The sequence below is a fragment of the Allohahella sp. A8 genome (assembly GCF_047946665.1).
In the GTDB taxonomy this organism is placed as follows: domain Bacteria; phylum Pseudomonadota; class Gammaproteobacteria; order Pseudomonadales; family Oleiphilaceae; genus Allohahella.
This window is the reverse complement of sequence record NZ_CP172312.1, coordinates 686,915-706,089: the sequence shown is the minus strand read 5'-3', so window position 1 is coordinate 706,089 and position 19,175 is coordinate 686,915. Positions and strand designations below refer to the sequence as shown.

Genomic DNA, 19,175 nt, shown 5'->3' with positions numbered 1-19,175 from the left:
AAGGATTCTGGAAACAGTCAGCGCAGTCTGACGCACCAAAAAATTATAAATACAATATTGGAGCTCTACCATGAAGAAGCTTGTTGCAGCGGCCAGCATCGCCGCCTGTACTGCATTGATATCGTCCCAGACTCTCGCCGCCGGCTGTTCAAAGTGGTGGGGATCTGGCGGCGGATACACCGACACTCGACACCCCATCCTCCTCGTTCACGGCCTCAGCGGATTCAGCACCATTGGCGGCCTGATTGGCTATTTTCATACCATACCAATGAACCTGTGTCGCTCCGGCGCCGACGTCAAGGTAGCCAGTATTGCGGCTTTTAATGACAGCGAACAGCGCGGCCAGCAGCTCGCAAACGACATCAACAACAACCGCTATGGTGGTAGCAAGTTCAATATGATAGGTCACAGCCAGGGCGCACCTACCGGTCGTGTAGCGATTACGTTCGACGCCGCGAAAAACAGCTGGGGTAATGGCCGCATTGTATCGATGACGTCTGTGGGTGGCGTGAACAAGGGATCGAAAACTGCTGATGCTCTGAACGGTGCTATCCCTTCCAACATCCAGGGTGGTGTGGCAGCGATAGCCAATGCCTTTGGCGGACTCATCAATGCGCTGTCGGGGAGCAACAATTCCCAGGATGCGCTTGGCGCACTGAAGACCTTGAGCACTGCAGGCACAAATGACCTCAATACGCGTCACGGCTACGGGATCTCTTCAGGCTACTGTACAAACGATCGCGCCTCTCAGGTTAACGTGAGAGGCAACAATATTCGCCTGTACTCATGGGCCGGAACCAAGGTATGGACGAACGTATTCGATATCACCGATCCCTTCCTGGGTCTGACGTCCCTGCCTTTCAAGGGTGAAGCCAACGACGGTCTGGTATCAGAATGTTCGCAGCGCATGGGACAGTTCCTGGGTGCACGCGACGCGAACCATGTCGATGAAGTCAACCATCTGCTGGGCACACGTTCGCTCTGGCACGATCCCGTCGGCATGTATCGCCAGCAGGCAAATCGGCTGAAGAACGCCGGCCTCTGATCCTGAACAGCTTCAGTAGCCAGTTCTGCGCTACTGAAGCTGGTCCTGCCCGAGATAGCGCATGCCAGGGATAGAGACACCATGCCCTGACCGTTTCGTTTGATTGTTATGTGACCCTGTTCGCGCCGTAGCTGCTCCCCCCTCCCTTGTTGTGACCCCCGTCACAAGCCTGAAAACTTTTCCGACAAAGATCCCCGTCTAACGCTTCAGTCTAGCGGCAATCACCCGTATGGGTGCTTGTGAGATAGTCGTAACAGGCGAATTCTGGCGACAGCTGGGAACATCTGGTGGCTGTCTGCATCAGAGACCACGGCGAGGTATCCAATAAAAATAATTCCGGAGATCGGTCATGAAAAAGCTCATCGCAATGGCGGCGATTGCCGCATCCTGTTCCATACCTGCAACTCAGGCTTTCGCCGCCTGTACTGCATGGTCCGGCACGGCTGGTGGTTACACCGACACCAAGAATCCAATTCTGCTAGTTCACGGCGTTAGCGGTTTCAGCACCGTTGGCGGCCTCATCGGCTACTTCCACACCATTCCTCTCAATCTTTGCCGCTCCGGTGCCGACGTCAAGGTCGCCAGTGTTTCGGCCTTCAATTACAGTGAGCAGCGCGGCCAGCAACTGGCGGACGATATCAACAACAATCGTTATGGCGGAGGCAAATTCAACATCATGGCGCATAGCCAGGGCGCACCTACCAGCCGTGCTGCCATTACCTTCGACGCGTCAAGAAATGCCTGGGGCGGCGGTCGGATCGCATCGGTCACTTCAGTTCACGGGGTCAACAAAGGCTCGAAAACCGCCGATGCACTGAACGGCTTGATTCCCACGCAGGTACAGGGCGGCGTTGCTGCATTGGCCAACGCGGTAGGCGGCCTGATCAATGTCCTTTCGGGTGCCAATCATTCCCAGGATGCGCTGTCGGCATTAAAGACGCTGACCACCAATGGCACCAATGACCTCAACAGCCGGCACGGCTATGGTGTGTCTTCGGGCTATTGCACCAACGATCGCGCCACTCAGGTCAGCGTCAGAGGCAATAACGTCAAGCTCTACTCCTGGTCTGGTGATCGCGTACTCACCAACGTCCTGGACGTGACGGACCCCTTCCTGGGCATAACTTCCCTGCCTTTCGGTTGGGAACAGAGCGACGGCCTGGTTTCGGAATGCTCGCAGCGCATGGGCTACTACATTGGTGCGAGAGCAGCCAATCACGTGGACGCTGTGAATCATCTCTTTGGGGCACGCGAGCTCTGGCACGATCCGATTTCGATGTATCGTCAGCAGGCCAACCGTCTCAAGAACGAAGGTCTATAGTGCCTTCGGCGCTGTACCCGATGTACGGCGCCGTTTTTCAGCTATTCGAATCAGTGTCCCGTCCGGCGACCTGAGTCTGGTTTCGGCCACCGGTCTTGGCCCTGTAAAGGGCCTCGTCGGCCTGTCTTAATAACAGCGATGCATTTGGCGTCTGGCCAGCCTCAAAGCAGCTCACCCCAAGACTGATGGTCAACTGAAGCGGACCTGCCTCGGTCGTAATTGACAGCGAGGCCACCCGCTGTCTGATCTTCTCCGCAACGATAATCGCACCTTCACAGCTCGTTTCGGGCAGTATGATGAGAAATTCTTCCCCGCCGTAACGGCAGATCTCGTCAGGCGGACGCCTCAGCAAGGGCACGATAGCGGTCGCGAGTGCCTGCAGGCACTGATCGCCTGCAAGATGCCCACAGCTGTCGTTGACGCTTTTGAAGTGATCGATATCAAACAGTATCAGCGATAGATCGCTCTGATTCCTGCTTGCTCTTAAAAACTCGCGCTGCAGAATGTCGTCCATGTGCCGACGATTGCGGAGTCCGGTCAGCGTGTCGGTCGTGCTCAGTTCGCGAAGCTCTACGTTCAGCGATTGCACCTGCTGGAGCGCATGCTCAAGCGCTTCGGTTCGCTCTGCGACTGTCGTTTCCAGCAGCAAGGAATGGCGTTGCTGCTCGGCAAGCAAGGCTTCATTGGCGGTTCTCGCCTTCAGTTCAGCCTTGAAGCCCTGACGGTTGGCTTCATGAAGACGCTCCGCGAGTGCGTAAGACAGCAGGATGATCTCGAGCGCTGAACCGAACTGTGCCGCGTATTCGGTGACGAAGGTTCTTGGCAAGAGCCCGAACTTGTTCAGAGCCAGGCAAAGTACCCCAAACAGGAACATGGTCCAGGCCAGTGCGAACAGCGCGGCATACTGACGCTTGCTTTGCAGCCAGACATAATAGCTGATCAACAGTATCGAAGAGCAGGTGACGATGATCAGGACGACCGTGAATCTGATCATGATGCTATAGGGGGCGAACAAGCCCAGCACTGCCGCGAGCGCTGCCAGTATTGCGATGATACCGAGAAAGCGCTCGAGCAGCGGAAAGCTGGTTCTCAGCTTTAATGCTCGCTGTACGAAAACGCATGCAAAGAGTACTACGGACGATCCTAGCACCACGATACTCGCGCTGTTCCAGGCCACAGCCCCAGGCCAGATGAGCTGGTAGGCAAAGCCTGACAGCGCCATCTGCACCAGTGAAAAGCTCGAGATATACATGACGTAGTACAGGTACACCCGATCCCTGATCCGGGCGAACAGAAACAGATTGTACAACACCATCACGAATACGATGCCGTAGTACAGGCCGTGCCAGAACACGTGGTACTGGTCCTTCTCATAAAAGTCGACGACCGGCCAGAGCTGCAGCGGGAACTGCATGGCGCTGGTACTGCTGATCTTGAGGTAAAACTGCTGACGGCTCTCGGCGGCTAGTACTACTGGAAACAGCAAGCCCCTGTGGTCCATGACCCTTTCCGAATAGGGAATGCCGTCGCCGGCCTTCTGTACCAGAAATGTGCCGTCAGTCTTCCGCTGGTACAGTGATACCGAGTCAAGTAATGCGTAGCCGACTTCGAGCAGGAGCTGCTGCTCGCTTGATGAGACATTATTGACGGTGAAACGGGCCCAGTAGGTGTCATCGGTGAAACCGTAGGACGGTGTCTCGGTCGTCACTGGCTTCCAGCGCGATTCTGGCTGGGCCAATACCTGAGCGAGTTCGAGCGTGTTCGTGGAATCAACCAGAACTTCTGTACTGCTACTGAGATTATGCTCGTCGAGCCCTGGCGAGAGTACAAACTCGGTGGCTTGCGCAGCCAAGGCTGTGCATAGCACCATCAGCCCCGAGAGTACCACCGTCGAGGCTTTGCGCCACCCAGGGCCCGAAAAGCAGGCAGCCGAGAGGAGCGATAAGAGGGCAACGCTAATCAGTTTGACCACGATGCGCGCCGTTGGAGACCGATATTGGCAAGCGGAAGACCTTGCTGGAGTTTAAAGCTGTATATTGAGAATAGCAGTTAAATCGATTTATGATCGAGACTCGAGTGCTTCAGACAAGACCTGCGTCAAACCGGAATTGGCGACTTTACAAGACTGTAGCGGGCATTCAGTCGTCCAGGGTCACAGACCTGAGCGCTGTGACAGCCGGGAAGATAAGCAGGCCAACAGGAATCAATGATGAGCTTCGCCCGCACCTTGTTCGATCATCTCCGCGAAAACGCCGAGTACCGGCCCGGTCGGACGGTGGCGGACTTCGGCCCGACACTTGTGGTAGCGCCGCATCCCGATGATGAAAGCCTCGGCTGTGGCGGGACCATTGCCCTACTCCGCCGCTATGAACGACCAGTCCATATACTTTTCGTCAGTGATGGGACCATGTCTCACCCAAACTCGCTGCGTTTCAAAAAGCAGGTCCGCCGGATGATCAGGGAAGAAGAGGCCCATGCTGCAGCGGCAGTTCTGAATGTTGCCGCTCAGAATCTGCATTTCCTGCGACTCCCCGACACCCGCATCCCCTATCCTGGCAGTGAGCCAGAGACAAGCCAGGCCTTTGAGGCAGCAGTCGCTGATGTATGCCACATCCTTGATCGGGTCAAACCCGCAACTGTGCTGCTGCCCTGGCAGTACGATGAGCACCGTGATCATGCAGCAAGCTGGCATATCGGCACTAGCGCGCTGAATCGGAGCGAGTTGCCGGTTCGACGTCTCGAGTATCCAATGTGGGGTATGGAGCGCGATTGTGACAGCCATGCGAACCTGCTGGCGCAGCATGACTGCGTCGCTATCGATATCCGCCACGTGGTGCCGGAGAAACAGCGTGCGATTGCGGCTCATCGCTCGCAGGTCAGCGGCGTATTTAACGATGATCCTGAAGGGTTCGTGCTCGATGAAGCGCTGCTCAGCCGTTTCCACAACTCGTTCGAGTACTTTCTAGCCGAACGCCAACCATAGCGCGACACCTATCATCATGAGTCCGGCGATGCGGTTCAGCAACTGCACCTTACCGCGTTGGAGCAGGACCTGGCGCAGCGTTCTGCCGCCGCTGGCATAGATCAGCAAGCAGGCAAACTCAAGTAGCAGAATGAGCGAAATCAGTGCCAGCAGCTGCGGTGCGACCGGCGTGGCGTAATCGATGAAGGGCGGCAGCAGCGCGATGAAAAACGCCCAGCCTTTTGGGTTCGCGATGGCTGTAACGAAGCCCTGGCTTATCAGTGAGAAGCGGCTACTGGACTGTCGTGAGTTATCAAGTTCGGCAAAGGCCAGTTTTCCGCGGCTCAGCCAGAGCTGTATCCCCAGATACATCAGATAGGCGCCACCACCGTATTTGAGCAGTAGAAAGAGTTGCGGACGCTCGATCATGAGCGTAGCAACGCCCACGGCAGAAAGGGTGGCTACCAGCGCCACGCCCGCCAGCTCCCCCACCATCATCCACAGCGTGCGACGAACGCCAATACTGATACCCAGGGACAGTGCGAGCGTCATACACATGCCGGGGGTTATGGACACTACGAAGAAAGTCGGAATAAAAACGCTAAGCACTGTTGCAGAAATTGCCACTCTCAAGCCCTCGGAAATGGACTGGTATTCTGGCAGATTCAACAGGCTTTGCGGTAGTTCCCTACTAGCCGAAGCTGCAAGTCTGGTGGGGATCAACCATCGAGGCGGGCGAGCATCTCCTTCGTGATCGACTGTGAGAGCTCCTCGTATTGCGCCCATGGGTCGGGCTGGGCCAGTCGCTCAATAACCTTTGCAGGCGTGAAAGTAGATGCCGCATCGAGTCCGTCCAGCTCTGTCCACGACACTGGCGTTGCGACCGGCGCACCTGCCCTGGCTCGCGTTGAATACGGCGCGATGGCAGTTGACCCGCGATCGTTCCTGAAGTGATCAATGAAGAGCTTTCCGACCCGTTTCTTCTTCGACATCGTGGCCGTGTAGCGCTCAGGAAACTGTTTCACCAGGTGCGCGGCAAATGCTTTCGCGAACGCTGTGACCTGGGGCCATTCCGCAGTCCGACGCAGAGGCACCACCACATGCAGGCCCTTGCCCCCGGTGACCAGTGGAAGACTCTCCAGACCGAGCACCTGCAGCCCGCCACGAACCAGCTCAGCGGCCTCCTTTACGGCTGAAAAATCCAGACCCTCATCCGGGTCCAGATCAAAAACAAGGCGGGCGGGCTTTTCAAGACGATCACGCCGGGAGCCCCATATATGGTATTCCAGCGTCCCCATCTGTACGCCCGCAACAAGCCCCGCTGTATCCTGAAGATAGAGATAATCCTTGTTCTTGCCGCTGCTTTCAGTAATCGGCACGCTGTGAAGTGCCTCCGGGAAACCGTCCGAGGCATGTTTCTGGAAAAAACAGCTCTTGCTGCTGGACGAGCGCCCTGAAGGACATCGAACCAGGGAGAGTGGGTAATCACTGGCCAGCGGCAGCATCCGCTCGGCGACCGCTTCGTAATAGCGTGCAAGATCGAGTTTGGTCAGCCCCTGGTCTGGGAACAGTATCCTGTCGGGATTAGTCAGGATGATGCCCTGAACGACCTGCTTTTCATGACTGTCGGTAGAATCTTGCTTCATCGCTGCCCTCTCTGACTGGCCTTTTCCGGGGCCTGCGCTCGCTGGCTTCTTTACAGATGTCTGAGCAGGCTGCCCTGGGCGCTCGAATTGGACATCCGCGGCGGGCTTGTCTTCCCTCAAGCCTTGAAACACCCCATGACGAATATGGCCGCCATCCGTCAATTCGGCAAATTCTATTTCCGCCACAAGCCGTGGCGTAAGCCACTGCGCCTTTCTCGCGATCGAGGCTGGTATCGGGTCTGTGTCCCCGACTTCTGCTTCGAACGGTGAGGTCTTCCGAAGCAGAGGTTTCATCCTTGAGTACAGGTCCTGCATAACGGCGCTGCTGAATCCTGTACCGATGCGGCCGTGATAAATCAGCCGTCCATCCTGATAACTGCCAACCAGCAGCGAAGCGAAAGGCCTTGCTGGTTTGTCAGATGAGGAGAATCCACCGATCACGAACTCCTGCCGCCTTGAACACTTTATCTTCAGCCACGATTTGCTCCTTGTACTACGATAGCTGGCGGAAGCCCGCTTGGCGATGATGCCCTCACGCCCTCCCGCACATAGCGCCTTGAAGACTTCGGGGCCGTTGCCAACGATGTGTTCGCTGAAGCGTATCAGGCTGTTGTCCGGGCGTGTCTGTAGTAGCGAGCGAAGCCTCTCCTTTCGATCGATCTGCGGCTTGTCCCGCCAGTCCTCGCCGTCAATTTCGAGCAGATCGAAGGCCATGAATTCGAGCCCTTCGGCTGCACCGTCTTCGCTGGCCGACAGAGCGGCCTGCAGTGCTGAAAAATCGGAGCCTTCGATGTTGCCACCAGCAATGACTTCGCCATCGATGAGTGCAGAGCGGCAGTCGAGTTGCGACAAAGCGTCGGCGACTGTCTGGAACTTCGCAGTCCAGTCCTTGCCAGAGCGGGTATAGCAACGTGCACTACGCTGCGCACCATGTTTACCAATACTGCAGATCAGGCGATACCCATCAAACTTCGCTTCGTTGAGCCATTCGCTGCCTTCTGGCGCAGAAGCAACCAGGGTCGCAAGTTGTGGGCTGCTGAAGTCTGGGGCGGGCAATGATGAGGCGCTGCGCTGCCTGCCGTTCTTTGGCTGCCCGCTGCTGCTTTTTGCGGATTGGGAACGCCGGGATGTGGACTTGCTGGCTGGCGCATCCTCGCTTCTGGCAATTTCATCCATGCTACGCTGGGTAGTGATGCTGCTTTGATGCGTGTCGACAAGCTGCTCGGCATCCTCGAGCGCAAATTCATCCCGGCTCTTGATCAGTAGCCAGTTCTCCCGGTTCGTTTTTTCCTTGACCCGCATGCGCACGAGCACCCAGCCGCCTTTCATGCGCTGTCCGGCCAGACGAAACTCGAGCTTGCCCTTTTTCAGACCAGCCTTCGGATCGCCTACCGGCTCCCAGCTGCCCTCATCCCAGAGCATCACCGTTCCCCCACCGTATTCCCCCTTCGGAATAGTGCCTTCAAAAGTGGCGTAAGAGAGTGGATGGTCCTCGGTTCGGACGGCCAGCCGCTTTTGTGCAGGATCGGGACTGGGCCCCTTGGTAACCGCCCAGCTCAGCAACACGCCATCCAGCTCAAGCCGGAAATCGTAGTGCAGTCGGGTGGCTGCATGCTTCTGAACGATGAACTGCAGTGCTTCACCCTTCGCCTTGGCTTGCCCGTACACTGAAGGGTCGCCGGCGGGCTCGCGCGTCTTGCTAAAGTTGCGCTTGGCGTTATAAGTGTCCAGCCCGTCGAGCGGGCCTTTGCGAGCCTGTGTCTTTGCAGATGCAGCCATGGATCAGGCCCGTTTCTTTCGAGCCTTGGTGGCTGGCGTCTTGTCAGGCGCTTTGGCCGCGGTTTTCCCCGAGCTTTTGACGCCACTGCTGGTTTTCCGTGCCGGACCCTTGCGGGCAGCGGCGGTCTTCGAGCCACCTTTTCCTGCGCCTTCAAGACTCTTCTTGAGCGCGGCCATGAGGTCTACGACGTTATCCTGACGTCCACCTGCGACCGGTGTCTCGTCTTCCTCCTGCACACGTTTACCGGATTTGCTCTTCATTTTTTCCGCGATCAGCGCCTTGAGCGCATCACTGTAGTGGTCCTTATAGGTGGCTGCATCGAAGGGAGCGGTTTTCTTTTCTATGAGCGCTGTGGCGACATCGAGGAGATCCTCAGAGACGGCTTCGTCCTTGATGGAAGAGAATAGTGGATCTGCGTTGCGAATCTCGTCGGCGTAATGGAGCGTTTCGAGCAGCAGCCCATCACCGCAAGGCTTCACGGCAGCCAGATACTCATGACCGCGCAAGGTAATCTGGCCAATACCGACGCGACTGGTCTGCCGCAAGGCGTCACGCACAACGCGGTAGGCATCCTGTGCGAGATCGTCGGCGGGTACGAGGTAATAAGGTTTGTCAAAATATAAGGGGGGAATTTCACAGGCTTCGACGAACTGCACCAGTTCGAACGTTTTCTTCGATTCAAGTTTGACGGACTCGATCTCTTCGGGCTTTAGCAGCACATAGTTATTTTTCTCGTACTCGTAGCCTTTGACGATGTCATCCTTGTCTACAGGCCCGATGCCCTCGGCTACCTTCTCGTACTTGATTCGCTTCCCACTCGGCTCATGAATCTGCCTGAAGCTCACTCTTGCGCCGGTGCGGGTCGCTGAATACAGCTCTACCGCAATGGAGACAAGAGAAAGTCTGAGCTGTCCTTTCCATAGAGAGCGCATCGCCATAGCCGTACCTTCTGCCAGTGATGAAAACGTGACTTGAAGTCACGAAAGCAAGTAGCGTGCCCTGCTGGTTAATATCCAGCCAATCCGGTCAGAAGGCTCTTGAATCAGATCAGCGGGCGTCGCCCAATGGGCCCTCGGTGGTGCCGAGCGCTTGTAGCATTTACAGCGAAACGAGGGCAGGCTGTAAACATCGCAGCATCATTTGCCCCTCCATTGAACGTTATAGAGATCGTGCCTGCGATCCTGCAGGTTCTTGACTGTACCGCTGTTCCGGGCGGTGAGCAGGACGTCACTTCGCAGATCGGCAAAGGCAACAGTTTCAACGTTCGGTGTCGTGTCGGCCGCGATACCATCACGCGCGAAAGGAAAATCACAAGGCGTAAGAATGCAACTCTGGCCGTACTGCAACTCCATGTTCGGTACATTCGGCAGGTTGCCAACGTTGCCTGACATGACAACGTAGAGCTGGTTCTCCACCGCCCTCGCCTGGCAACAATAGCGAACGCGTAGATAACTCTGCCGCTCATCGGTGCAGAACGGTACGAAGAGGATCTGAATACCCTGGTCGACGAGGTGTCTGGTCAGCTCCGGGAATTCGGCGTCGTAGCAGATCAGCACACCGATGGGGCCACAGTCGGTCTCGATTGCCGTGACCCGATTTCCACCTGTGATGTTCCACCAGTAGGCTTCGTTCGGTGTGGGATGAATTTTCGGCTGTTCGAAAACCTGTCCGTCCCTCAGAAACACATAGGCCATATTGCAGACGCCACCGTTGTCCGCCATGACCGGCGTGGAGCCGCCAATAATGTTGATGTTATAGCGCAGCGCCAGATCGCGCATAAGCCCTCGGTAGGCCTCGGCATACTTCGTTACGGCCTGGATGGCTGCAGCTGGTGAGGCCTTTTCCTGCTCGATCGACAGTAGCTGTAGCGTGAAGAGCTCGGGAAACACGACGAAGTCGCCCTTGTAGGTCGATACGACGTCCACGAAGTACCGGACAATTTCGCTGAACTCTTCAAACGAAGCGACTGGTCGCTGCTGATACTGAACCGTACCAATCCGAACCGTATTCTGTTGCCGTTTGCCGTAACGCTTTCGTTTCTCATGGTCTTCGTGACGAGCCACCTTCGGATTTCGCCAGACCATATGCATGCCATGGCCCAGTGAGGCATGGTCAGCGTCGAGATAGTGCGGAATGATGCCGTGAAGTTCGAAGCCATTATGTAGCTGGAACGACAGCACAGGGTCGCGCTGCTTCTTCTGCAGTACAGCATCGACATAGGCTTCGACGGTCTTGAATTTCTTCAGACGCCGGCTCAGTGTAGGCAGCCGTCCGGCGAACACGACGCCCTGTAGACCAAGTGACTCACACAGATGCTTGCGCTCATTGTAAAGCCGTTGCCCAATGCGATAGCCGCGGTAATCCGGATCGACACAGACTTCCATGCCGTAGAGCCAGTCTCCCTCCGGGTCGTGTCGTGAGGCATAGCCGTTGCCGGTAATCTCCGTCCAGGTATGGGGCTTGAGTGCGACATCACCTTCAACCATGAAGGTTGCGCAATAGCCTACTACGACTTCGTCCGCACCCTCGGCAGCTTTGGCGTCGCTGCTTTCAGCGAGTACGGCAACGAACTGCCCTTCAGGAAATGTATTAATCTGGCCAATTAGGGGGCCTTCCGTATAACCGTACATCCCGGTGCCTTCATAGACCCGTCGGCTCAGTTTGATGATAGCCGGCACATCGCGCAGGGTGGCATTGCGCAGCATGAGGTGCTGACTGGTGTCGGTAAACGGTGGCGTCATGACTGACCTCTAGCGGAAACTGAAATAGATTGGCTTCGAGTATGGGCTGAGCCGCAGGCGGGCGCAAACAGGAAACGTCGGCGAAGGTCCATGGGTCTGGCCAGCGAGCGCCCTACGTATCTCGATAGATCACGACCGCTTGCAGATCAAGGAGCCGATTACATGAGCCACCCGGGCGATGCACCCGAAATACTTAAACCCGATGCCGATACTGAGCAGGAGACCGATGAGCCTGCGCCTCACGAAGCAGTATTGGAGAAAGGGCGCGGCCGCACTGCGAGATCGCCGCTCCAGATACCACTCAAAGGCTGGCGCGACATCCTGATCCGCGTCGTGAGTGAAACGCTGAAGGACAATCTGGGGCTGGTGTCTGCCGGCGTGGCCTTTTACTTCCTGCTGGCCGTGTTTCCATCGATCGCTGCTTTCGTATCGATCTATGGCCTGATCTACGATCCTGCTGATGCCCAGCAGCAGGTTAGCAGCATGATGGGCCTTCTACCGGAGGAAGCCCGGAAGCTGATGCTCGACCAGATGCAGGCGCTCACGGGCGGCTCTCAGAAAGCCCTGGGTATCGGCGCGGTCGTCAGTATCCTGCTGGCGCTCGTGAGCGCGATGAGAGGGACGATGGCGCTCATGATAGCGCTGAACATCGTTTACGAGGAAAGGGAAACACGCAATTTCATCATGCTTCGGCTGGTGGCCTTCGCACTGACCATCGCATCGGTTCTATTCATCATTATTGCCCTGGCGCTTGTTGCCGCCCTACCCGCCGTTCTGCAACAGATCGGTTTCGGCTCCTGGGTTGCGACGGCCTTCTCGCTCGCCAGATGGCCCTTGCTCGCGCTGCTTTTCATCATCATCCTCTCGACCATGTACCGCCTTGGACCATCGCGAGAGAAGGCAAAATGGCGATGGGTCACTGTGGGCTCAGTGGTTGCGACACTGCTATGGCTGTGCGGATCCGCGCTGTTTTCCTGGTATGTTTCAGGCTTCGCCAACTATAACGAAACCTATGGGTCTCTTGGCGCGGTGGTCATTCTGCTCATGTGGTTCTACGTGACCGCTTACATCATCCTCATCGGCGGTGAGCTGAACTCCGAGCTGGAACACCAGACCGGCGAAGATTCGACCATTTCACCGGAGCAGCCGATGGGACAGCGAGGGGCTCACGTGGCTGATACCCTGGGAAAAACGCCGTAAGAAGGCGCTACTGTGTCTGCACCAGATCATCACTGATGCGATAGCCACCAGCGAGCCAGTCGAGTACTTCCCTGGCGGCAGGATGGTCGTATGCGGCGTAATTGTCGTGTAGGGTCTTGAGTCGGGCCACGCCTATTCTGTCCAGTCCAGAGTCATTCAGACTCAGCAGATCGCGCTGCAACTGTGCCGCCAGGGCTTCGCCGACCACCAGTGTCGCGGCCCTCGTGAAAGCGTCCCCATATTGATAATCCTGTCCAAGCCGATAGCTATCAGCCAGCGTGAGTGCTGGTATGCATGTGAGCGTTGGCTGCAGCGCCGGATTGATGGCATGCGCAGCAATGAACTCCGCATTGGCGGCTGGCCGTCCAGTGAACGATCGCAGATGCAGAAACTGCGACATGCGCTGGCCATCGTTGACGGGATAATTATCCCAGAGGAAGGGCTTGCGCCTGAGCTGGCCAGCCACTCTCTGTAGGTGTCCTGGAGAGAGTTCACGGGAACAGACCTCCTCCCCGGTCCAGAATACCTCGATGGCAGGATCGAGCAGCCGGCCCAGATCCTCGAGATAGTCTTGCGGACGCTGCCCGAACACCCGATCGAGCACCGGATCATCCGAATAGTAACTGGGGCAGAATAACAGCCGCTGAGCCGGCACGCGCGACTGCACCCAGTTCATGATTTCGACCTGACGCTCCGCCAGATCTGCTTGAGTTGAGGGCATGTCATCAAAGAGAATTGCCAGATCATCAAGCCCGAGGCTCAATAAACTATCCAGCTTGCGGGCAAGCGCAGACTGGCTTGCGGACGAGAAATCCGTAAAGAGTTCGTAGGGGCTCAAGCCTACGCCGAAGCGGACGCCCAGCGTTCGGCAATGGCTGGCAAAGGCTTTCATCGCCGCAAAAGCATCATCCGCATGAGGCTCCTGCCAGCGTCGCCGCAGAAATGCGTCGGTCTTCGGCGCATACAGGTAGAAGCCATAGCCGTGCGGCGCGAGAAAACTGACCAGCGTCGTACGTGCGGCCCATGACCAGGGCTTGCCGTAAAATCCCTCTATGATACCCAGCTCGGTTGTCATCCTGGCTCTACTCCTTCTCTTCATCCAGCTTGCGCTTGCGGGTAACTGTCAGCCAGTCGAGTACGACACCGCTGATGGGATTGAAACGGGCAACCCTGAAAACGATCTGCAGCATTTCTGGACGCTTGCGTATGCGCGGCTCCTTACAGCGGGGAATGAACCATAGCGCGATGCACGCACGCAGGAAACCGGAGATCAGGAATACCAGGAAGACGCCATGCTCCAACTGCAGAGCATCCGGCATCATCGCGATCAAGGTATCGGCATAAGTAACGCATAGGCCACCAAGCAGTGCTCCGCAGAAGACGGCCGTAGCGCCAAGCGCCTGCTGAATAGCGGCATACGCTGCAAAGTTTGTCTTGTGCGGCCGTATATCATACAGAAAGTTCGCCGTACTGAGGGTAAAGCCGCTCCAGGCGAAGCCCGATATCACCTGCACCAGCAGGAGGTAGGAGTACTCTGGAGAGAATAGCCAAAGCACTGGCAACAAGGGCAGCAGACAGCTGGTAATGAGCATGACCAGCCTATTGCCATGCCTGTCGCTAAAGCGCCCCCAGAAGCCGAGCAATGCGAATTGGGTGGCCACCGACGCGACACTGTTGAGTGCAAACTGCAGATAGCTCAGCTCAAGGGTCTTGAGCATATAGACAGCGAAGAACGGTGCAGAAATCGCCACCACGCCCTGCATGCCGGCGATGAACAGCGTGTAGTGCAGAAAAGTCCGGTCCGACAGGTAGTCTCTCAGAGATCCGAAACGCACAATCGGGACGGTGGCACCGGGCTTGTGACGCAGGTACTTCCGATCGGAAGGATCATGCATGCGCCAGAGAAAATAGCTGGACGCTGCCCTGCCCGTCGAGGCTATGGCAAACAACACCGCAAAGCCTATACCGATTGCACCCAGCTTCTCGAAACCTGTGAGCAGCGCGCCGCCACCGAGGAAGACGGCTAGCGACGCAACCATACTGAGCCGGGTACGTGCAGCAAAGAACGCACCCCTGCGCCGTCGAGGCACGATATCCCCCATCCATGCGCGCCACTGCGGCTGAATCAGATTCAGGCAGCTATGGTAGAGCACCACCAGCCCGATTAACCATGGCACTTTCGAGGCATCCGCATCAAGCGCAACTATCGGCAGCGCCAGAAGCGCGAGCAGTCCCACGACGCAGCACTGGACGATAGCCACGTTGTAAACCAGCTTGCGCCGCGGTACGACCTGCCCCAGCCAGATTGAGAGAATCTGCATCAAGGCACCGAAGAACTGGGGAAGCGCTGTCAGCACGCCCATTTGCGCTGCAGAAGCATGCAGATGAATGGCAAAGGCATTGATGAAGTTATCGCTCGATGCCGTCATCGTGGCCGATGCAACAGCATCCTTCTGCGAGTAGTTCAACGTGCGTCGAAGAATGGTCTTCTGACGCGGCTGCCGATGCGGGGCTTCACTTCTGGATCGTGGCATGGCCGATCTATCTCCTGTCGGGGCCATCCCTATTACTGCGGTTCACTGGAGCCGTGGGACATTGCCATGACGGCACGATTTCGGCCGCTGTGTTTTGCCTCATACAGGCAGGCATCTGCACGCTTCAATAGCTCGGCTGAATGCTCCGCATGTTCAGGATACAGAGCGATGCCGATGGAGACACTCAGGTTCATGATCGCCTGTCCGCCGGTGAGTACGGTCATTTTACGTACCCCCTCGAGAATGCGCTCAGCACAATGCATGGCTATTTCCTCGTTGGCGCCTGGTAGCAACAGCGCGAACTCCTCTCCACCGTAACGGCATGGCAGATCGCTTGAACGCAGCAGCTTGCGCAGGAGACCGCCGAGCTTTGCCAATACATCGTCTCCGGCGGCGTGGCCAAACTGATCATTGAGTTTCTTGAAATGATCCAGATCCAACATCATCACCGCCATCGGCTGCTCGAGGCGCTGGGCCTGAGCGAGCTCGATGGGTAGCACAGTGTCGAGGAATCTCCGGTTGAACAGGCCGGTCAGCACGTCCTGGTTCGACTGCATGCGCAGCGACTCTCGTAGACGCTGGTTGGAAATGGCGAGGCCGGCCTGTTCGGCTATGGTGGCCAGGAACGCTGGATCCGGTAATTTGCCAACTTTTCCGGTGTCGGATCTGGTTATTCTCAGCAGCAGCATGCCAAGTATCTCGGCATTGGTCATGACAGGCACACAGACGCTGGCTGAAAACTGGTCGATGCCATTCTGCTCCAGATGATTACAGACGATATCCGCCTCGGGCTGGTTCACCAGGTGCGGTACGCCACGCTTGAGGCACCAACAGTTTTCGGTATCGAACGAGGCCACCAAAGTGCCGTTGCCGGTGTTCCAGGTTTCAACCAGCTCAAGGTAATCCTTGGACGCTTTAATGAGATAGATCGCACCTTCGATGTCCGGAAACAGCTTCGCCAACGATTTCTGCAATACACGACAGGTCTCCATCACAGAGTTGCAAGACTGCAGCAGGCTGCTCATGTCGTTGATGGCACTCACTTCGAAGTTCTGCTTCTCCAGCTGTTCAAGACCTTGCGTAAGTTTCTGATTGAGAAGACGATTATCCTGGGCAGCCCTGGCCGAGGCAGACACATCGGTCAGTACCGCAACGACCCCATCGGTATCGCCGCGTGCCGATGTCATCGGCCTGACGCTGATACGAATCGTCGCGGGTTGGCGAGTGCCCAAGCGACGAAGGAGCATTTCTGCCTCACTTCGATTGTCACCGTCCAGCACCTGTCGCAGTGGGAACTCACCTGCTTCGAACGGGGTTACTCCATCGGCCCGAGTGACTTCGAGCTGCTCCTGCCATGCCTCTGGTGATATGCGCGAAATACCGCTCCCAAGCATATGTTCCAAGGCTGGATTATGCAGCGTGAGACGCCCCTGCGTATCCACGACCGCCACGCCATCCGACATGTTTTCAAGCACAGAACCAAGGATGCGCGCCTGTGCCGTGGCCGCCGTTTCCACCTCTTCACGCTGGCGGAAATTCTTGACGACATAGTAGAACAGGGCACAAGCGATCAGGATGTTGAGCAGGATAGTCAGCAAGAAACTGCGAAACGAAGCTTCCGTGTTGACCTTCACCAACAGCGAGCGGTCTGCCAGCAGTTGCTCCTCCATATGTCGCATGCTGGCAATTTGCTCACGAATCTGCTCCATGAGAAAGGTACTCTGCTCGATAAGCGCAGGATCTATGGCAACGACACGGGCGCGCTTGCGCTTGCCATCCGGCATTTCTTCCAAGGCATCAGCGACTTCGAAAGACAGATTATCCGCGAGGTCTTCACTCTCAAGTGCGTTATCTTTCAGGTTCGAAGCGCGCAGCATCACACTCAGTTTCCTGCTGATCAGTTGCTCCAGCGCCACTATCGCCAGCTGCTGCTCAGGATTGTCGGCTGTGAGCTCCCGCACCTCTTGCAGGCGTTCCTGCAGTACCCGGCGACTGAAGCGTGCCCGGTAGAGATTATCGCCCCGGTGCGTAAGTTGATAGCCACGGATGCTGGCTTCTGTTTCCGCAATTGCAATATGGACGCCGTCGAGTGCCAGCAGGACCTCGTTGGTGTGACGAACCCGCTCTTCACTCGCGAGGAGCGTCTCCATGCTCTTGTAGGGAATCCAGGCGCTTGCCGACATGACGACGAGCACCAGCAGGAAGCCCAGGCTAACCAGGGTCGGTGTCACCTTCTTCATCGGGACAGGCCCTGCAGCAATGATTTATTCGTTGGCATTGTATGTGCTTTCAAGCAATTGACCCTGACTCTTAACGTCAATTGCCAAGCATAGACTACTCCACGTTCAGGCGCGCAAGGGGCCAGACTGCTGAAACGATCAGGAAGGTGCAGAGACGCCCTTGCTTATACCGGCCTCGCAGTGGGGATGTCGGCACCCCCGGAGCCGGCAATATAATGACTATCGCGCCGCAGGAAGCGCTTCTCCACCAGGTGCCAGAGTAAAATACCGCTGACAGCGGTGAGAATAGTGACGCTGAGCAGGAGCATCCACGGCTGGCCGGCGAAGATCTGTGAAGCCAGGAGCACCTGAATTATCGGAAAATGCACAATGTACACCCCATAGGAGAAGTCACCATACTTGCCGAAGTCACCGACATAACAGAAGAGTCCGAAGAAGATCACGAGGGTGGCAAGCGCAAATGGTACGAATGTTGGCAGCAGGTAAAACTGATCGAGCACCAGTACCAGCACCGCCGGGACCACGAACACGGTGACGCGGCGGACGAACAGCTCGAGAAAATAATGGAAAAATGCACCGGCGAGAAAATACGAGAGTTGCCCGGGCAACTGGTGGGCCAGCCGGATGTAAAACTCGGCACCGGTCTGTTCGCCATGATCCTGCAAAGCGTAGGTGTAAAGCAGTGACAGCACATAGCCAGATAAAAGCACAGGAAACGGCCCGAAACGTCTTGCCAGCCAGATCAGTACCGGCACGGCCATGTAGAACATCACTTCGATTTTCAATGTCCATAGCGCGCCGTTAACTGCAGTGAGCTCGTTGCCATTGAATACACCCGGCAGGTCTGGCTGTAGAAAATTCAGGAAAACCAGGTTAGCCAGAAGATACTCCAGCCAGGCGAGCGAGAAATAGGTTTTTGCGGGAACTGTGCTGACGAAGAACAGGCCGACTGCTGATAAGATGATGACACAGGCATACGCCGGGTAAATGCGGCGAAAACGTTTGATTGCATAAGCTTTGTGCGATGCGCTTCGCTCGAAACTCCTGAAGATGAGAAAGCCACTGATAACGAAGAATGCACTTACTGCGACCCGCGACGAAAAGATCTCGCCGAGCCAGGCCAAGGCAGCGAAGCCTGACAGCTCCCAGACATGAACCAGGCAGACCGTGGCAGCCAACAACAGCCGGATGAGGTCAAAATTATTCCGCTGAAGACGCTCCTCCGGGGTCACAGCGCGCATCACCCTGCGCTTCGAGCTCAATTGAGCCCCATGAACAACGCCAGGATCAGCATACTGCCCAGCAACGCTACAAGGCCATTGACGCCGAGCCCCCAGCGTGGCGCATAATTATCCGGGAACTCTACCGCTTGCAGGGTCTTCAGAACGAGGCTGTACTGCCGCGACGAATAAACCGCAGCGAATACCCCAACCGCGATAAAGGCCAGGCCTATCCAGAATGTCATCACGTCGCTCCCGTGTTTGATCTGACCGGGCGAAACGGCATCCAGAAATAATGCAGAGCGTTCGATAAGAAAGCCAAAGGCGATCAACGCAAGGCTTGTTCTGTTCCAGGCCAGCAGGGTCCGCTCCGCGGCGAACAGGACTCTTGGGTCTTTCAGGTCGGACACACAGGCTCCAATGACATCATGATGCAGAAATTTTTGCTGTTTCCGAGGGAGTTAACGGCGTAATACTATATACTAG

General features: G+C 56.6%; 14 protein-coding genes. 4 read left to right on the top strand and 10 right to left on the bottom strand.

Annotated elements, in window-relative coordinates:
* Window positions 1-70: 70 nt before the first annotated feature.
* Together ACH3PB_RS03240 and ACH3PB_RS03235 are read left to right on the top strand one after the other, a co-directional pair.
* Window positions 71-1,045, top strand: a complete 975-nt coding sequence (locus ACH3PB_RS03240) for an esterase/lipase family protein (RefSeq protein WP_416398056.1) — start codon at window positions 71-73, stop codon at window positions 1,043-1,045.
* A 349-nt stretch (window positions 1,046-1,394) separates the two neighbouring features.
* The gene (locus ACH3PB_RS03235) at window positions 1,395-2,366 is read left to right on the top strand and encodes an esterase/lipase family protein (RefSeq protein WP_416398055.1); all 972 of its coding nucleotides are present in this window, start codon (window positions 1,395-1,397) and stop codon (window positions 2,364-2,366) included.
* A gap of 37 nt (window positions 2,367-2,403) precedes the next feature.
* Here the strand turns inward: ACH3PB_RS03235 and ACH3PB_RS03230 are convergent, their stop codons facing one another.
* Complete coding sequence (locus ACH3PB_RS03230) at window positions 2,404-4,218, bottom strand: diguanylate cyclase (RefSeq protein WP_416398054.1); 1,815 nt, start codon at window positions 4,216-4,218, stop codon at window positions 2,404-2,406.
* Window positions 4,219-4,572: 354 nt separating this feature from the next.
* Between ACH3PB_RS03230 and ACH3PB_RS03225 the strand changes: the two genes are divergently transcribed.
* Entirely contained in the window at window positions 4,573-5,349 is a 777-nt protein-coding gene (locus ACH3PB_RS03225) for a PIG-L deacetylase family protein (protein ID WP_416398053.1), read from the top strand.
* On the opposite strand, the gene ACH3PB_RS03220 is transcribed toward ACH3PB_RS03225, so the two are convergent.
* The 4 genes from ACH3PB_RS03220 to ACH3PB_RS03205 form a co-directional block, all read right to left on the bottom strand.
* On the bottom strand, window positions 5,329-5,949 hold the full coding sequence (locus ACH3PB_RS03220) for a LysE family translocator (protein WP_416399513.1): 621 nt from the start codon (window positions 5,947-5,949) through the stop codon (window positions 5,329-5,331). The genes ACH3PB_RS03225 and ACH3PB_RS03220 overlap by 21 nt on opposite strands.
* Window positions 5,950-6,047: 98 nt before the next feature.
* Window positions 6,048-8,753, bottom strand: coding sequence for a DNA ligase D (ligD, locus tag ACH3PB_RS03215; protein WP_416398052.1), 2,706 nt, complete (start codon window positions 8,751-8,753; stop codon window positions 6,048-6,050).
* A 3-nt stretch (window positions 8,754-8,756) separates the two neighbouring features.
* A complete protein-coding gene (locus ACH3PB_RS03210) occupies window positions 8,757-9,692 on the bottom strand; it encodes a Ku protein (protein WP_416398051.1) in 936 nt (311 codons plus the stop codon).
* 198 nt (window positions 9,693-9,890) lie between these two features.
* Window positions 9,891-11,495, bottom strand: coding sequence for a nitrilase-related carbon-nitrogen hydrolase (locus ACH3PB_RS03205; protein ID WP_416398050.1), 1,605 nt, complete (start codon window positions 11,493-11,495; stop codon window positions 9,891-9,893).
* A 162-nt stretch (window positions 11,496-11,657) separates the two neighbouring features.
* Here ACH3PB_RS03205 and ACH3PB_RS03200 point away from each other — a divergent pair, with 162 nt between their 5' ends.
* The gene (locus ACH3PB_RS03200) at window positions 11,658-12,695 is read left to right on the top strand and encodes a YihY/virulence factor BrkB family protein (protein WP_416398049.1); all 1,038 of its coding nucleotides are present in this window, start codon (window positions 11,658-11,660) and stop codon (window positions 12,693-12,695) included.
* A 7-nt stretch (window positions 12,696-12,702) separates the two neighbouring features.
* Here ACH3PB_RS03200 and ACH3PB_RS03195 read toward each other — a convergent pair whose 3' ends face one another.
* The 5 genes from ACH3PB_RS03195 to ACH3PB_RS03175 form a co-directional block, all read right to left on the bottom strand.
* Entirely contained in the window at window positions 12,703-13,770 is a 1,068-nt protein-coding gene (locus tag ACH3PB_RS03195; protein WP_416398048.1) for a beta-N-acetylglucosaminidase domain-containing protein, read from the bottom strand.
* Window positions 13,771-13,777: 7 nt separating this feature from the next.
* On the bottom strand, window positions 13,778-15,229 hold the full coding sequence (locus ACH3PB_RS03190; protein ID WP_416398047.1) for an MFS transporter: 1,452 nt from the start codon (window positions 15,227-15,229) through the stop codon (window positions 13,778-13,780).
* Window positions 15,230-15,261: 32 nt separating this feature from the next.
* Window positions 15,262-17,469 (bottom strand): diguanylate cyclase, encoded by a 2,208-nt coding sequence (locus ACH3PB_RS03185; protein WP_416398046.1) that lies wholly within the window; start codon window positions 17,467-17,469, stop codon window positions 15,262-15,264.
* 164 nt (window positions 17,470-17,633) lie between these two features.
* Entirely contained in the window at window positions 17,634-18,731 is a 1,098-nt protein-coding gene (locus ACH3PB_RS03180) for an acyltransferase family protein (protein ID WP_416398045.1), read from the bottom strand.
* Window positions 18,728-19,099: a YidH family protein gene (locus ACH3PB_RS03175; RefSeq protein WP_416398044.1), complete on the bottom strand. Its 372-nt coding sequence runs from the start codon at window positions 19,097-19,099 to the stop codon at window positions 18,728-18,730. The genes ACH3PB_RS03180 and ACH3PB_RS03175 overlap by 4 nt, the downstream gene beginning before the upstream one ends.
* Between the last annotated feature and the right edge of the window lie 76 nt (window positions 19,100-19,175).

Bases quoted from the DNA above. Each gene is read 5' to 3' on its own strand.
- ligD (WP_416398052.1), bottom strand. From the start codon at position 8,753: ATGGCTGCATCTGCAAAGACACAGGCTCGCAAAGGCCCGCTCGACGGG.
- ACH3PB_RS03225 (WP_416398053.1), top strand. From the start codon at position 4,573: ATGATGAGCTTCGCCCGCACCTTGTTCGATCATCTCCGCGAAAACGCC.
- ACH3PB_RS03185 (WP_416398046.1), bottom strand. From the start codon at position 17,469: ATGAAGAAGGTGACACCGACCCTGGTTAGCCTGGGCTTCCTGCTGGTG.
- ACH3PB_RS03235 (WP_416398055.1), top strand. From the start codon at position 1,395: ATGAAAAAGCTCATCGCAATGGCGGCGATTGCCGCATCCTGTTCCATA.
- ACH3PB_RS03195 (WP_416398048.1), bottom strand. From the start codon at position 13,770: ATGACAACCGAGCTGGGTATCATAGAGGGATTTTACGGCAAGCCCTGG.
- ACH3PB_RS03210 (WP_416398051.1), bottom strand. From the start codon at position 9,692: ATGGCGATGCGCTCTCTATGGAAAGGACAGCTCAGACTTTCTCTTGTC.
- ACH3PB_RS03190 (WP_416398047.1), bottom strand. From the start codon at position 15,229: ATGCCACGATCCAGAAGTGAAGCCCCGCATCGGCAGCCGCGTCAGAAG.
- ACH3PB_RS03240 (WP_416398056.1), top strand. From the start codon at position 71: ATGAAGAAGCTTGTTGCAGCGGCCAGCATCGCCGCCTGTACTGCATTG.
- ACH3PB_RS03205 (WP_416398050.1), bottom strand. From the start codon at position 11,495: ATGACGCCACCGTTTACCGACACCAGTCAGCACCTCATGCTGCGCAAT.
- ACH3PB_RS03200 (WP_416398049.1), top strand. From the start codon at position 11,658: ATGAGCCACCCGGGCGATGCACCCGAAATACTTAAACCCGATGCCGAT.